This is a genomic window from Stutzerimonas nitrititolerans, from assembly GCF_003696285.1.
Lineage (GTDB): Bacteria > Pseudomonadota > Gammaproteobacteria > Pseudomonadales > Pseudomonadaceae > Stutzerimonas > Stutzerimonas nitrititolerans.
This window is the reverse complement of the sequence record NZ_RFFL01000001.1, coordinates 318,785-333,897: the sequence shown is the minus strand read 5'-3', so window position 1 is coordinate 333,897 and position 15,113 is coordinate 318,785. Positions and strand designations below refer to the sequence as shown.

Annotated in this window: 13 protein-coding genes; 3 read left to right on the top strand and 10 right to left on the bottom strand. The window is 65.3% G+C overall.

What is annotated here, in order from left to right:
* Window positions 1–103 precede the first annotated feature (103 nt).
* From EA795_RS01545 to EA795_RS01515, 7 genes are all read right to left on the bottom strand, one after another.
* The gene (locus EA795_RS01545; RefSeq protein WP_122075294.1) at window positions 104–1,519 is read right to left on the bottom strand and encodes an efflux transporter outer membrane subunit; all 1,416 of its coding nucleotides are present in this window, start codon (window positions 1,517–1,519) and stop codon (window positions 104–106) included.
* A gap of 4 nt (window positions 1,520–1,523) precedes the next feature.
* A complete protein-coding gene (locus EA795_RS01540; protein ID WP_122075155.1) occupies window positions 1,524–3,473 on the bottom strand; it encodes a MacB family efflux pump subunit in 1,950 nt (649 codons plus the stop codon).
* 1 nt (window position 3,474) lies between these two features.
* Window positions 3,475–4,671 carry an efflux RND transporter periplasmic adaptor subunit gene (locus EA795_RS01535; RefSeq protein ID WP_122075153.1) on the bottom strand — a complete coding sequence of 399 codons (1,197 nt, stop codon included), beginning with the start codon at window positions 4,669–4,671 and terminating at the stop codon, window positions 3,475–3,477.
* A 325-nt stretch (window positions 4,672–4,996) separates the two neighbouring features.
* Window positions 4,997–5,908 carry an SdiA-regulated domain-containing protein gene (locus EA795_RS01530; RefSeq protein WP_122075151.1) on the bottom strand — a complete coding sequence of 304 codons (912 nt, stop codon included), beginning with the start codon at window positions 5,906–5,908 and terminating at the stop codon, window positions 4,997–4,999.
* 68 nt (window positions 5,909–5,976) lie between these two features.
* Window positions 5,977–6,894, bottom strand: a complete 918-nt coding sequence (locus EA795_RS01525) for an SdiA-regulated domain-containing protein (RefSeq protein ID WP_058077904.1) — start codon at window positions 6,892–6,894, stop codon at window positions 5,977–5,979.
* Window positions 6,895–6,988: 94 nt separating this feature from the next.
* The gene (locus EA795_RS01520; protein WP_058077905.1) at window positions 6,989–7,654 is read right to left on the bottom strand and encodes a fumarylacetoacetate hydrolase family protein; all 666 of its coding nucleotides are present in this window, start codon (window positions 7,652–7,654) and stop codon (window positions 6,989–6,991) included.
* A gap of 94 nt (window positions 7,655–7,748) precedes the next feature.
* A complete protein-coding gene (locus tag EA795_RS01515; RefSeq protein WP_058073917.1) occupies window positions 7,749–9,140 on the bottom strand; it encodes an FAD-binding oxidoreductase in 1,392 nt (463 codons plus the stop codon).
* Window positions 9,141–9,335: 195 nt separating this feature from the next.
* Between EA795_RS01515 and serA the strand changes: the two genes are divergently transcribed.
* Entirely contained in the window at window positions 9,336–10,565 is a 1,230-nt protein-coding gene (gene serA, locus EA795_RS01510; RefSeq protein ID WP_014854375.1) for a phosphoglycerate dehydrogenase, read from the top strand.
* A 108-nt stretch (window positions 10,566–10,673) separates the two neighbouring features.
* On the opposite strand, the gene EA795_RS01505 is transcribed toward serA, so the two are convergent.
* Both EA795_RS01505 and EA795_RS01500 read right to left on the bottom strand, forming a co-directional pair.
* A complete protein-coding gene (locus EA795_RS01505; RefSeq protein ID WP_014854376.1) occupies window positions 10,674–10,976 on the bottom strand; it encodes a hypothetical protein in 303 nt (100 codons plus the stop codon).
* Window positions 10,977–11,076: 100 nt separating this feature from the next.
* Window positions 11,077–11,478 carry a hypothetical protein gene (locus EA795_RS01500; RefSeq protein ID WP_014854377.1) on the bottom strand — a complete coding sequence of 134 codons (402 nt, stop codon included), beginning with the start codon at window positions 11,476–11,478 and terminating at the stop codon, window positions 11,077–11,079.
* A gap of 253 nt (window positions 11,479–11,731) precedes the next feature.
* On the opposite strand from EA795_RS01500, the gene EA795_RS01495 reads away from it, so the two are divergent.
* Complete coding sequence (locus EA795_RS01495) at window positions 11,732–12,394, top strand: response regulator transcription factor (protein WP_014854378.1); 663 nt, start codon at window positions 11,732–11,734, stop codon at window positions 12,392–12,394.
* 149 nt (window positions 12,395–12,543) lie between these two features.
* On the opposite strand, the gene EA795_RS01490 is transcribed toward EA795_RS01495, so the two are convergent.
* The gene (locus EA795_RS01490) at window positions 12,544–13,002 is read right to left on the bottom strand and encodes a YehS family protein (protein ID WP_014854379.1); all 459 of its coding nucleotides are present in this window, start codon (window positions 13,000–13,002) and stop codon (window positions 12,544–12,546) included.
* Window positions 13,003–13,313: 311 nt separating this feature from the next.
* On the opposite strand from EA795_RS01490, the gene EA795_RS01485 reads away from it, so the two are divergent.
* The gene (locus EA795_RS01485) at window positions 13,314–15,110 is read left to right on the top strand and encodes a methyl-accepting chemotaxis protein (RefSeq protein ID WP_122075148.1); all 1,797 of its coding nucleotides are present in this window, start codon (window positions 13,314–13,316) and stop codon (window positions 15,108–15,110) included.
* The last annotated feature ends 3 nt before the right edge of the window (window positions 15,111–15,113 follow it).

Below are 15,113 nucleotides of genomic sequence, written 5' to 3'. Positions count from 1 at the left end.
CAATAGCAGCCGGAGCGATGTAGCCGGACAGGGCACAACGGTGGATAAGCTTCGCGTTATCCACCCTACGAGAGTTCGCACGCGGCTGACCTTGTCGCCGGCCTTAGCGTTCGGACGCCACGCGACTATCGCTCAATAGCGTCTCGGCATCGGCCGGCTGCTCGGCGCCGCCGCCGAGGGCCTGGGCCAGGGAAATGTGGTTGAGCAGCTGGTTCAGGCGGTTCTCGGCCAGGGTGATCTCGGCGTTGCGCCGGGTCTGCTGGGCGGTGATCCAGGATTGCAGGCTCTCGGCGCCGGATTCGTAGCGCACCTGGTAGATGCGCTCGGCCTCGCGCGCGGCGTCCAGCGCGCGCTGGCGGTTCGCCTCCTGCTCAGCGAAGTGGCGACGCCCGGCGAGGCTGTTCTCCACTTCGGCGAGGGCTTCGTAGAGGCCTTGGCGGAAATCGTTGGCGGCGATCGCGTAGTCGGTGCGCGCCGTATCCACCTGCAGCTGCATCTGGTTCCACTGGAGGAACGGCAGGGTCAGCCCGGCGCCGAGGGCGCCGACCGGGTTCTGCAGCAGGTTGCCCAGCGCGGCGCTGGAATAGCCCAGGGTGCCGGTCAGCGACAGGTCCGGGTAGTAGCTGGCGCGGGTCGCATCGACGTTCTTCAGGCTGGCGCGCAGGCGCAGTTCGCTGGCACGCAGGTCGGGGCGACGGCCCAGCAAGGACGCCGGCAGGTCGGCGGCCACCGGCGGCAGCGCGGCATCCCGCAACCGGCCCGGTTCGTCGAACACTGGCGGCTGGCCGTCGTAGAGCACGGCCAGGGCGTTGCGCTGCTCCACCTGCTCCTGGCGCAGGGCGACGTCGGCGGCCAGCTGGGTTTCCAGGCTCTGTCGCGCTTCGGCCAGCTCCAGCGCGGACGACTGGCCGGCGTCGTACTGCGTCTGCACCAGCGCCAGGGTCTGCCGGGCGTAGGCGATGCTGGCGGCGCTGGCGGCCAGGCGCTCGTTGAGGTAGGCCAGCTGCCAGTAGAACTCGGCGACGGTGCCGATCAGCGCCAGGCGGGTGGCGGCATGGTCCTCGGCGGTGGCCAGGGTTTCCAGCTCAGCGGCGTCGGTGGCGCTGCCCAGGCGATTCCACAGGTCCACTTCCCAGCCCAGCGAGCCGGTCAGCGAATAGCTGTGGGACGTACTGCCCTCGCCGCGCAGGGCGCGGGTACGGTCTGCGGACAGCCCGGCGCTGGCCTGCGGCCATTGCGCGTCGCGGGCCAGGCCGGCCTGCAGGCGGGCGCGGCGGACGGCGAGCAGGGCGTTGCCCAGGCTGTTGTTGCGCGCCAGGGCCTCGTCCACCAGGCGGTCGAGGGCCGGGTCGCCGAACGCCTTCCACCAGTCGGGGTTGGCACCGGCCTGGCTTTCGGCGAGCTGCTGCCAGTTGTCTGGCATCTGGGTCGGCGGGCGCTGGTAGTCGCTGTTCAGACTGGCGCAGCCGGAAACGGCCAGGGCCAGGGCGAAAACGAGGGGCAGCAGGGGTCGGTTCACGGCGTCATTCTCGCGAGAGGGCATCGACGGGGTCCAGGCGCGCGGCGTTGCGCGCCGGCAGGAAGCCGAACACCAGGCCAATCACGGTGGAACAGAGGAAGGCGGCGACGATCGAGCCGCTGGAGAACACCAGGCTGAATTCGCTGGTGATGCGGCCGAACACCGCGCCGAAGACCAGCGCGCCGAGCACACCCAGCGTGCCGCCGATCAGGCAGACCAGCACCGCCTCGATCAGGAACTGCCGGAGGATGTCGCTCTGCCGCGCACCGACCGCCATGCGCACGCCGATCTCGCGGGTACGCTCGGTGACCGAGACCAGCATGATGTTCATCACCCCAATGCCGCCGACCACCAGCGAAATCAGCGCGATCATCGAGATCAACAGGGTCATGGTGCGGCTGGTCTTCTCGATGGTCTGGCGGATGGTGTCGGTGTTCACAACGAAGAAATCCTGCACGCCGTGGCGACGGGTGAGCAGGCGGATGATGCCCTGCTCGGCGGCGTCGCTGGAGACCGCGTCGTCGATGCGCACGGTGATGCTCTCCAGGTGCGACTGGCCGAGCATGCGGTTCATCACCGCGGTATAGGGCAGGTAGACGCGCAACTGGTCGCTGCCGCCGAAGTTACTCTGGATCGGCTCGAGCACACCGACGATGCGCGCCGGCACGTTGCCGAGCAGGACGATCTCGCCCAGCGCGTCGCCACTGGGGAAAAGCTTCTTGCGCGTGTTGTCGTCGATCACCACACTCTGCGCCGAATCGCGCACGTCGCGGGCATCGAACGCCTTGCCCCGGGCGAAGGTGTAGCCCTTGGCGCGGAAGAAATGCTCGCCGACGCCGCTGATCGAGGCCGTCAGCGCCTCCCGGTCGCGGTAGCGCAGGGTCCCGGAGCTGGACACCGAGGGCGTCACGCTGTCGACGAAGGATTGCCCGGCCAGCGCCTCGGCGTCCGCCGGCACCAGGGTCTGCACGCGCCCGGAGCGGCGGTCGCCAAAGCCGGAACCCGGATACACGTCCACCGTATTGGTGCCGATGGCGCTGATGTTGGCCAGCACCTGCTGCTGCGAGCCCTGCCCCAGCGCCACCACCGAGACCACCGAGGCGATGCCGATGATGATCCCGAGCATGGTCAGGAAGGTGCGCAGCTTGTGCGCCAGCATCGCCAGCACGGCCATGCGCAGCGCCTCGCCGAAACGCCCTAGGTCGGCGCGCCAGGCCCGTGCCGGGGTGGCCGCCTCGGGCTCGACGATGGGCGTGGCGCCAGCCGCGGGGCGGCGGCGGTCGGCGATAATGCGGCCGTCGCTGATCTCGATCAGGCGGTCGCAGGTCTCGGCCACCGACAGGTCGTGGGTGACGATGATCACCGTGTGCCCGGCGGCGTGCAGCTCGCGCAGCAGCTTGAGCATTTCCTGGCCGCTGTGGCTGTCCAGCGCACCGGTGGGTTCGTCAGCGAGGATCACCTCGCCGCCGTTCATCAGCGCGCGGGCGATGGAGACGCGCTGCTGCTGGCCGCCGGAAAGCTGCGCCGGCTTGTGCGTCAGGCGTTCGCCCAGGCCCATGCGGGTGAGCAGCTCGATGCTGCGCGCGCGGCGGCTGGCGGTGTCCTCGCCGGCATAGATGGCGGGGATCTCGACGTTGCCCACCGCATCCAGGTCGCCCAGCAGGTGGTAGCGCTGGAAGATGAAGCCGAAGTGCTCGCGGCGCAGCTCGGCGAGCTCGTCCGGCGTCAGCCGCGCGGTCTCGCGCCCGGCCACCCGGTAGGTGCCGGCGCTGGGCCGGTCGAGGCAGCCGAGGATGTTCATCAGGGTCGACTTGCCCGAACCGGAGGCGCCGATGATGGCGACCATCTCGCCGCGTTCGATGACCAGGTCGATGTCCTCGAGCACGGCGATGGTCTCTTCGCCGGCGGGGAATTCCCGGCGCAGGCCGCGCAATTCCAGAAGTGGCGCGCCCATTTCAGAGCCTCATGCCCGGGCCGCGGCCACGCATCACGGTGCTGGAGCCGGCGGCGGCATCGCCGAGAACGACCTGCTCGCCCAGCTCCAGGCCTTCGAGCACCTGCACGTTGATCGAGTCTTCCAGGCCGATGCGGATGCGCCGTGGCTCGACGCCGCCGTCCGCCTTCAGTACATGCACCGTGTAGAGGCCGTCGCGGCTGGCGCGCCCCAGCGCCGAGGACGGAATGCTCGGCACATCCCGCGCGCTGTCCAGCACGATGCTCACCTGGGCGGTCATGGAGATGCGCAGCTTGCCGTCCTCGTTGGGTACGTCGAGCGCGCCCAGGTAGTAGATGGCGCTGTCGGTGCTGGTCGTGGAGCTGCTGGAAGTGCTGTCGCTGGTGTTGATCGAGGCCGGCGCCGGTTCGACCATGCGCAGGGTCGCACGGTAGGGTCTGTCCGGTTCGCCGAGGATGGTGAAGCGCGCCTGCATGCCGGGCTCGACCTTGACCACGTCGGCCTCGGAAATCTCGGCCTTGACCGTCATCCGGTCGAGCTGGGCGATCTTCACCAGGGTCGGCGCCGACTGGCTGGAGTTGACCGTCTGCCCCTGCTTGACCACCACGCCGACCACGGTGCCGTCGATGGGCGCGGTGATGCGGGTGTAGCCCAGGTCCAGCTCGGCAGTGGAGACCTGGATCTGCGCCTGCTCGATCTGCGCGTCCAGCGCGGCGATCTGCGCGCGGGTCGAGGCCAGCTCGGCCTCGGCGGCCTCGTAGTCGCCACGAGCGCTGGCGTTCTGCGCGAGCATCTTGCGCTGCCGCTCGAAGGCCAGCTGCGCCTGCTTGAGCAGCGCCTGCTGGGCGGCGCGCTGGGCCTTGACGTTGGCCAGCGAGGCCTTGGCGTTGGCCAGCGCGTTCTGCTGCGGCAGCGAATCGATCTCGGCGATCGGGTCGCCGGCCTTCACCTGGTCGCCGAAATCGACGTGCAGCACCTCGATCTGCCCGGACACCTGGGCGCCGACGCTGACCTGATTGAAGGCTTCCAGGGTACCGGTGGCCACCACCGTCTGCTCGATGCTGGCCGGACGCACCTCGGCGGTCAGCAGCCCGGCTCCCGGGGTGGTGGCGTACAGCTGGCGGTAGCCCAGCCAGCCGGCCGCGACGACGGCGGCGAGGACGACCAGCGACAGGAGATGTTTGCGTGTGAGTGGCATGGGTGACTCCAGCCGCGCCAGGCGGCCACTACGGGAGGCGCCACTATAAGGATTCGGCGTGTCGGCGAGCGTCAGGGCTGGGTAACGATTCGTCAGCTTTGGGTAAAGATCGCGGCGCGCCATGCTGGAGCCGCTGCGCCGCACGGCTTCTTGTAGGGTGCACTCCGCGCACCGCATGCACTGATGCCCTTTTGAGCTTCCGGCAGGCCTTCGGCCTGCATCGCCCCGAGGTCGGGTCTCCCACAAAAAGCAGCCAGTGCACACCGAACCCTGTGGGAGGCGCGCCCTCGCGGCGATGCTTTTGAGCTTCAGGCTCCGACCGGGCTCAGCGCGGCACGAAGCGGTAGAACAGGTTCGGCTCGCTGATCAGGTAGAGCACGCCGCGGTCGTCCAGCGCCACGCCCTCGGCCTGCGGCACGCTGCTCTCCAGGCCGTGCTGGCCGGCCAGCAGCGACAGCGAGCTGATCGGCCGGCCGTCGCGGTCCACTTCCAGCAACAGCCGGGACTCGTCGGAGAGCACCAGCAGATGGCCGCTGGCGGCATCGAAGTCGAGACTGGAAAGGTCGCGCAGGAACAGCCGAGCATCGCGTTCGACGTCTTCCAACACCTCCACGTCCAGCGCCGCTTCCGGCTGACGATGCAGGAAGCCGCGGATGCCGAAGATACGCACCGGGTTTCGTTCCTTGGCCACCAGCAGCGTCTCGCTCAACGGATCGTAGGCCAGACCTTCCAGGCCTTTGTTGCCGTTCAGGCCGATGCCCAGCGAAAGCTGCGGCGCGCCGGCGGCGTCGAACACCCGGGCGTCGGCGTCGAGGCGCACCTCGACCAAGCGCTGGTCGCGCTCGTCGGCGATCACGAACAGCCCGGGTGCGATGTATTCGATGGCTTCCGGATCAGTGAAGCCGCGCAGTTCGACGGTACGCAGCAATTCGCCGTCCAGCGACAGCTCCACCAACTGCGGCGGCTGGTTGGTGACGCTCACCAGCATCCGCCGCTCCTGGTCGAAGGTCAGCGCGGAAAGATCGTCGGCCAGCCCTTCCACCGCCTTGGCCTGGATCTCGGCGCGGTAGCCCGGCAGCCAGAGAGAACGCTCGCGGCGCTGGTCCTGCTGGAACCAGGCGATCGTATTGAACCAGGCCCGCTCGAACAGGCGGAACTGCTGACCAGCCAGCACGGCCAGCAACAGCAGACCGGCCGCCAGCGCGACCAGCGAGTAGCGCAAGAATCCATGCTTCATCGAAACGCTCCTGAGAAGTCCAGATGCGTTCTAACGCAGAACGGCTTACGCGAAGCTGAACGGCGCGGTCAGCGAGCCACCTCGGACCGGCGGCTGAACACGAAGAAACGGTTGGGCTCACCCACCACATAGATGTTGCCTTCGCCATCCATCGCCACGCCCTCGGCCTGGTCGATACCCTGCACCAGGCCGTTGAGACCACCGAACAGGCTGATGAAGCTGCGCGGCTCGCCCTGCAGGTCGAGCTCTACCAGTAGGCGCGACTCGTCGGACAGCATCAGCATATGGCCGCTGCGCGGATCGATGGCCAGCGAAGAGAGGTCACGCACCAGCAGCGGCCGATTCGGCAGCGCTTCCAGCGCACCAACGGCGCCGTCCTCACGGGGAAACGGCAGCGCGAACAACCCCAGCGGATCACGCTCTTTGGCCAGCAGCAGGCGCTGGCCATGCGGGTCCCAGGCCAGGCCTTCGAAGCCCTTGTTGCCGGCATTGGGGAACCCCAAGTCGTAATGAGCGAGGTCGTCCAGCTCAAGGCTTTCCACGCCCGGTTCGAGGCGGAACACCACAACCAGCCTGCGGCGCTCATCGACGATGGCCAGGCGCCCGTCATCCAGCACCTCCACCGCCTCCGGATCGGCGAAGCCGCTCAGGCGGATACGCCGCAGGACGACGCCGGCGGGTGTGAGCTCGATCAGTTGCGGGTTCTGGCCGGTTACGGTGAACAACGTGCCGGTCAGCGGACTCCAGCTCAACCCGGAGGTTTCGTCCTCCTCCAGGCCGGCCAGGATGGTTTCCAGCGCCAGTTCGTAGTCCGGCAGCCAAATGCCCGCGGCGCGCTGCTCGGGGCTGACCGAGCGCTCGTCCCAGTACAGGCGCAGCTGGTCGTCCCAATGCAACAGGCGACCGGCGACCAGGACCGCGACGAGAAGGAACAGCAACAGAATGCCAGCGGCCAGGCGCCAGCGGGAGGTACGAGCAGTGGACATGAGAATCGTTCCAGCGAAGGACGCCGGATTACACCACACCCTCAGGAAACCTGGGAAACGCAAAATGCGGCGGGGATCGCCCCGCCGCATCGGATCACAGCACGCGGCTCTCGAATCGCGACAGCCCGACCAGCTCCAGCACCAGCTGGTCGCCCTGTTCGAGCGGGCCGACGCCGGCCGGCGTGCCGGTCAGCACCACGTCCCCCGGTTGCAGGCTGAAATGTCCGGCGATGTGTTGCAGCAGCGGCAGGATGGCGTTGAGCATCTGGTTGCTGTTGCCGTCCTGGCGCACTTCGCCGTTGATGCTCAGGCGGATGCCGATTTCGCCCAGGTCTTCCACCGCGCTGGCAGGCACGAAGGGCGCCAGCACGCAGGCACCGTCGAAACTCTTGGCGATCTCCCAGGGATGGCCCTTTTCCTTGAGCTTCGCCTGCACATCGCGCAGAGTCAGGTCCAGCGCCGGAGCGAAGCCGGAGATGGCATCGCGAATCTCTTCCTCGTTGGGTTTGCGCGACAGCGGCTTGCCGATCAGCACGGCGATTTCCGCTTCGTAGTGCACGGCGCCACGGTCGGCGGGAATGCCGAAACCGCCGTCCAGCGCCACTGCGCAACTGCCAGGTTTGATGAACAGCAGCGGTTCGCTGGGCACCGGGTTGTTCAGCTCCTTGGCATGCTCGGCGTAGTTGCGGCCGATGCAGACCACCTTGCCCAGCGGGTAATGAATCGGCGTGCCGTCGATGTACTGATGCTTGTAGGTCATTGCGGAATCCTTAAGAAGAGCTGCACGCTTCAAGCTGCAAGCCAGAGGCCGGAGCTCTGGTTCCTCTTGCAGCCTGTCGCCCATGGCTTGGCGCTTAAAGAAAGATCTTTCCGGGGTTCATGATGCCGTTCGGATCGAACGCCGCCTTGATCGCCTTCATGTAGGCGATTTCCGGCTCCGAACGACTGTAGGCCAGGTAGTCGCGCTTGGTCATGCCGACGCCGTGCTCGGCGGAGATCGAGCCGTTGTATTTTTCCACCGTCTCGAACACCCACTTGTTCACCGCGGCGCATTTCTCGAAGAATTCTTCCTTGGACAGCGCCTCGGGCTTGAGGATGTTCAGGTGCAGGTTGCCATCGCCGATGTGACCGTACCAGAGCACCTCGAAATCCGGATAGTTGCTGGTGACGATGGCATCGATGTCGGCCAGGAAGGCCGGCACCTTGCTGACGGTCACGGAGATGTCGTTCTTGTACGGCGTCCAGTGGCTGATGGTTTCGGAGATGTATTCGCGCAGCTTCCACAGGTTCTGCAGCTGCTGCTCGCTCTGGCTCATCACGCCATCGATTACCCAGCCTTCGTTGACGCAGTGTTCGAAGGTCGCCAGCGCCTGCTCGGCACGCTCCTCGGTGGTCGCCTCGAATTCCAGCAGCGCATAGAAGGGCGCGCGGGTCTCGAAGGGCGCCGGGATGTCGCCGCGGCCGAGAATCTTGTCCAGACACTTGTCGGAGAAGAATTCGAAGGCGGTCAGGTCCAGCTTGTCCTGGAAGGCATGCAGCACCGGCATGATCGAATCGAAGTCCGGCGTGCCGAGGACCATGGCGGTGAGGTTGGTCGGCTGACGTTCCAGGCGCATGGTCGCTTCCACCACGAACCCAAGCGTGCCCTCGGCACCGATGAACAGCTGACGCAGGTCATAGCCGGTGGCGTTCTTGATCAGGTCCTTGTTCAGCTCCAGCAGGTCGCCCTTGCCGGTGACGACCTTGAGCCCGGCGACCCAGTTGCGGGTCATGCCGTAGCGGATCACCTTGATGCCGCCGGCGTTGGTGCCGATGTTGCCGCCGATCTGGCTGGAGCCGGCGGAGGCGAAATCCACCGGATAGTAGAGCCCCTTGTCCTCGGCGAACTGCTGCAGCTGCGCCGTGATCACACCCGGCTGGCAGACCACGGTGCGGTCAGTGGCGTTGAAATCGAGGATCCGGTTCATGTAGTCGAACGACACCACCACTTCGCCATTGGCCGCCACCGCGGCCGCGGACAAGCCGGTACGGCCACCGGAAGGCACCAATGCGACCTTGTGCTCATTGGCCCAGCGCACGATGGCCTGGACCTGTTCGATGGTCTTGGGAAAGACGATGGCCGATGGCGCCGGTGCGAAATGCTTGGTCCAGTCCTTGCCGTAGGCGGTCAGCGATTCGGCATCGGTCAGCACTTTGCCGGGCTCGACCAGGGTTTTCAGCGCGTCGATCAGGGCGGTGTCGGTCATGGTGGAAACTCTCATACGATTCATGGTCACCCTGAGCACGTTTCAACTCGGGATTGGGGTGCGTCGCGGGGTGCGTATGCTAGCATACGCACCCCTTTGGAACGTGCCTCGGCAGCTCCCGACACCGGTAAATCCGGGCCGGCCAGCCTTCGCTGGACACTCAGTCCTTTTCTCCGGCAAAAGGTTTTAAGCAGAATGAGCCAGACCTCTCTCGACAAGAGCAAGATCAAATTCCTTCTCCTCGAAGGCGTGCATCAGAACGCCCTCGACACCCTCAAGGCCGCCGGTTATTCGAACATCGAATACCTCAAGACGGCGCTGTCCGGCGACGAGCTGAAGGCGAAGATCGCGGATGCTCATTTCATCGGCATTCGTTCGCGCACCCAACTTACCGAGGAAGTCTTCGACGCGGCGAAGAAGCTGATCGCCGTCGGCTGCTTCTGCATCGGCACCAACCAGGTCGACCTCAATGCCGCTCGCGAACGCGGCATCGCGGTGTTCAACGCCCCATACTCCAACACCCGGTCGGTCGCCGAACTGGTACTGGCCCAGGCCATTCTGCTGCTGCGCGGCATTCCCGAGAAGAATGCCGCCTGTCATCGCGGCGGCTGGATCAAGTCGGCGGCCAACTCTTTCGAGATCCGCGGCAAGAAGCTGGGCATCATCGGCTACGGCTCCATCGGTACTCAGCTTTCGGTGCTGGCCGAGGCGCTGGGCATGCAAGTGTTCTTCTACGACGTGGTGACCAAGCTGCCGCTGGGCAATGCCACCCAGATCGGCTCGCTGTACGAGCTGCTGGGCATGTGCGATATCGTGTCCTTGCACGTTCCCGAGCTGCCATCCACCCAGTGGATGATCGGCGAGAAGGAAATCCGCGCCATGAAGAAGGGCGGCATCCTGATCAACGCCGCGCGCGGCACCGTGGTCGAGCTGGACCACCTGGCTGCTGCCATCGAGGACGAGCACCTGATCGGCGCTGCCATCGACGTGTTCCCGGTCGAGCCGCGTTCCAACGACGAAGAGTTCGTAAGCCCGCTGCGTGGCCTGGATCGCGTGATCCTGACTCCGCACATCGGTGGTTCCACCGCCGAGGCGCAGGCCAACATCGGCCTGGAAGTGGCCGAGAAGCTGGTCAAGTACAGCGACAACGGCACCTCGGTGTCCTCGGTCAACTTCCCGGAAGTGGCACTGCCTTCGCACCCGGGCAAGCATCGTCTGCTGCACATTCACCGCAACATCCCCGGCGTGATGAGCGAGATCAACAAGGTCTTCGCCGACAACGGCATCAACATTGCCGGCCAGTTCCTGCAGACCAACGACAAGGTCGGCTACGTGGTGATCGACGTGGACAAGGAATACTCCGACCTGGCGCTGGAAAAGCTCCAGCACGTCAGCGGTACCATCCGCAGCCGCGTGCTGTTCTGATACCGGAAAGCCGTCGCGCCCCGCCGCGCTGAGCTACAAAAAAATCCCCGGAGAAGCACGCTTCCACCGGGGATTTTTTTGCCCGTTCGACGGGTCAGCTCGACTCGATCAACTGTCGGGTGGCCACGGCAGTCCTCCTCCCGCGGCATCGAACCTGGGTACGGGCACCTCGTTCGGATCAGTGGGCGGCGACGGTGGCTCGGGCGTCGGCGGCAACGAATCGTCACTGCCAGGGGGCGGTACGGGGACGGCATCGCGCTCCTGGGGACGCTCGATGATGTTCTGTCGCGGCTCCCGATTATCCAGCGGATGCTCGCGGGACTTCTCGGGATGCGTGGGCCCGGTATTGTCTGCCATGGCACCGGTGGCTACGCCGAGTATCGCGACCAGCAAGAAGTGACAAACGTTCATGCGACCTCCGTTGCAGCTTTGCCCGCCAGCTGCGCCAAGCCTGGCCGGCACCAGAGGAAAAGCGCCCGGCCAGCCAGGCGCCTTGGCTTCAGGCCCGGTATCAGTTGCCCGCGCCCCCCGCCCCGGAAGAGCCCGCCGCGCCTGCGGCACCGCTGCCACCGCCTGCGGCGCCACCCCCTGCACCCGTACCGTCAGTACCGGAACCCATGTTGCCAGTACCCGTGCCGCCGCCCGTTCCGGTATCGATGCCGGTTCCATCCATGCCTCCTGCGCCAGGCACATCTCCGGTGGCCGGCATTCCGGCGGCCGGCGCTCCGGTGGGTGGCACCCCGGTAGCCGGATCATTCATGTCCCTGTCGCCGCGCATGCTGTCGTTCTGCATGCCGCGCTCCATCGGATCCTCGAGGGTGGTTCCGCGGTCGGTGTCGGTATTTCCGGCTGCCAGCACGCTTGCCGACATCAGTCCCGCCAGGGTCAATCCAGCAATCTGCTTGAGTTGCATGGTCGTTCTCCCGTTCCAGTTAGCCCCCTTAGTTCGGGCAGCGAAAGTGCGCGAGGGTTTCATGCCGGGTATCTCCAGAAGTTTTCACCGTCGTGCGAATCGGTGGCTTTCATAACCGCCCGTCGCCTGACATACGCCGCAAGGCCGAAGGGCTCACCATCCGCCGTCCACACCCTGAACTTCGCCGGGAAACCTCGGTCGTTTAGTAACTTTTCCACAGCGCACAAGCGGTACGCCCAACAAAGGACCGAACATGGACGCGGATCTTCCTCACCAGGAGCGCATACCCACAACTGTCACCCTGCTGACCGGCAACGAGCTATTGGGAACCTTCTTCAGCCATTTCCTCGGCGAGCATGCGCAGCTGGAAGTTTCCCTGGCGCGGCTCGAAAGCAGCACCCAGGAGCCCGCCGACCTGTTTCTGGTGGATGCCGGAAACAGCCGGACCGAGCAGCTTTCCAGCCTTCTCGACCAGCTCGATGGGCAAACACCGGTCGCGCTGGTCAACATCGTTCCCGAACAGGCCGAGCAACTGGTGGATTCCCATCCGGTGATTCGCGGCGTGTTCTACAGCCACGCCACGCGTGAGCACCTGCTCAACGGCATCCGGGTGCTGCTCGAGGGTGGCGACTGGATGCCGCGTGTGCTGATGGAACGGCTGCTCAGCCAGTGGCGACGGATGCGCCAGCAGGCCGGCAGCAAGCCGGCGCTAACCCTGCGCGAACGCGAAATTCTCAGCCTGGCCAGCAAGGGCCTGTCCAACGCGGAAATTGCCGAGCGGCTGTGCCTGAGTCCGCACACGATCAAGAGCCACATCCATAACCTGCTGCGCAAGATCGGCGCATCCAACCGAACCGAAGCGGCATCACTGCTGCGCAGCCGGCTGGACTGGAGGGAGCCGTCGTGCACCGCCTGAGGGTCGGGGCGGGTGCATGCCGGGTCGAGGACAGTCTGTAACGTCGTTCTTCCGCCACCAGGATGTAGCGATGGGCAAGCAGCTCCCGTTGAAGGCAAGCCGCCAGGGTCCGTTACCGTTTCGGGCGCGCCGGAGTCTGGAGGCTCCGCCTACTTGCCACGCAACGCCAAACCTTTGAGGAAATTACGTAGCAACTGATCGCCGCAAGGTCGATAGTTGCTGTGTCCAGCCTTGCGGAACAGCGCGCTGAGCTCGGGCTTGGAGACGGGGAAGCCTGCCGCCGCAAGGATTCCATGGATGTCGTCCTCCTTCAGCTCGAAGGCCACACGCAGTTTCTTCAACACCAGGTTGTTGGTGATCGGCAGCTCGATCGGCGGTATCGGCCGGCTTTCATCCCGGCCGCGCTTGTAGATCACCAGCCCATCGAGAAAATGCGCCATGATCCGGTCGCCGCAAGGCTTGTAACCGGGCTCATCGTCTTTCTTCAGATAGGCCACCATTTCGGCGGCGGGAATCTCGCAACCTGCAAGCCAGGCGATCTCGGCCAACTTCGCGTCGCTTACGTTGAGGATGTAACGCAGACTGCGCAACACGTCGTTATTGAGCATGGATGATCCTTGCTTGATAGGTGAACGAGCACGACGGCAGCGGCCGGCCGTCGGGTTTCGATGGGCGCAGGAGTATAGAGGATAGACCTGCCGTTCTCATGCGACACCAGGCAAAGCACGCTCCGCTCATCTTCCCAGGCAAGGGGCCGATATTGATCAGTGACATCTGCAAACGGAAGGCCAGTTGCCATCATCCGTCCGCGAGCTGAAGATACGCCCACCGCATTCACAGCAATTGCCGCCCGGCACGTGCATGCCCGGCCACTTCCGTGAGCAAGGCGTACAAGAACAAGAAACGAGGAGAGAAGTCGATGGGGACCTTTGCCAAACTCTACGACTGGTGCGAGAGAACCTTCTGGCACACGCTGGGGCGGAAGCTGGCGAGCCTGCTTGCGCTCTACGCCGTCAACCTGGGCTACCTGTATCTCTACTTCGACCAGAAAGCGACCATCGCCCAGGCGCTCGCCGAAGGTCAGGCCTCGGCGGAGCTCGCGACGCGCATCAACGCCTCCCTCGATGGCGGATTGACGGCGATGCTCGTGCTCAGCCTGTTCGGGCTGGCCTGGCTGGTCGGCCAGATACTCTATCTGCGCCACCTGATCATCAAGCCGGTACGCTCGATGATCACCGCGCTGGACGAGATCGGCGAGGAAGGCGGCGATTTCTCGCAGAACCTGCAGCCCTCTTCCCACGACGAGTTCCGCGAACTGGCCGAAAGCTACAACCGCTTCGCCGGAAACATGCGCGAGATCATCAGCGACATCCGCCGGATGACCATTCCCATCGCCCGCGAGGCGCTGCTGGTGAAGACGCGCATCGCCGACACCGGCCAGAGCGCCCGGCAGCAGGTCGACATGACCGATACCGTGTTCAGCGCCAGCACCGAAGCCACCACGGCGATCAGCGAAGTGTCGCGCAGCACCCAGATCATCTCCGACTCGACCTCCGCCAATCTCGAGGATGCGCGGGTTTCCCTGCGGGAAATGCAGGATATCTCGACCAAGATCAACCAGGTCGGCGAAAAGGTGCTGAGCTTCAATCAGACGGTCGAGGACCTGTCGCACCGCTCCACCGTGATCAGCCACACGGCCGAACTGATCCGCGGCGTGGCCGACCAGACCAACCTGCTGGCGCTCAATGCGGCCATCGAAGCGGCGCGCGCGGGTGAAGCCGGACGCGGCTTCGCCGTGGTAGCCGATGAAGTGCGCACCCTGGCCGAACGGGTCAACAAGGCCTCCAGCGAAATCACCGACAACGTCGCGACCATGCTCACCCTGGTCAGCCATGCCCGCGAAGCCAATGGCGAAATCAATACCGACGTGCAGCAGACCTGCAGTGTGGTGAACCGCTCGGCGGAACAGTTCGGGCAGATGGTGAGCGACTTCGAACAGACCGGCGTGCAATTGCTGCATATCGCCAGCGCCATGGAGCAGCTCTCGGCCACCAACGTCCAGGTGCATGAAAACGTTACCCACATCCACCGGCTCTCCGCCGAGGTCGCCGAGCACATGGCCGACTCGGAGAAGCGCACCGGCGATCTCTCCGGTGACACCGAGGCGGTCCAGGAACTGGTCTCGCGCTTCAAGATCGGCATCGGCACATTCGACGTGGCGGTCGCCGAAACCCGCAAACTGCGCGATGCCCTGCAGACGGAACTGACCGCGATGAGCCGCGAAGGCATCGACATCTTCGACCGCAACTACCAGCCGTTCGGTACCAGCATACCGCCGAAATTCAAGCTGGCCTGGAGCGACGAGTTCATCCGACGCTGCCAGCAGCATCTGGAAACCGGCCTGGCCGCCATCCCGGGCTGCAACTATGCGGTGGGCGTGAACATCGACGGCTATCTGTCGGCGCACAACCTGAAATTCTCCAAACCGCTCACCGGCGACGATGCCATCGACCTCTCCGGCAACCGCTGCTACCGCAAGTTCGAGAACCCCGGCGAACTGCGCGCCGCCCAGAACACCCTGCCGCTGCTGGTACGCACCTACATCCGCGACACGGGCGAGCTGCTCTGCGACCTGGCCATGCCCATCTACATCGGAGGCCGCCACTGGGGCAACGTACGGGCAGGTTGTGGGGTGGATGCGTTGTTGGAGGATTGATTA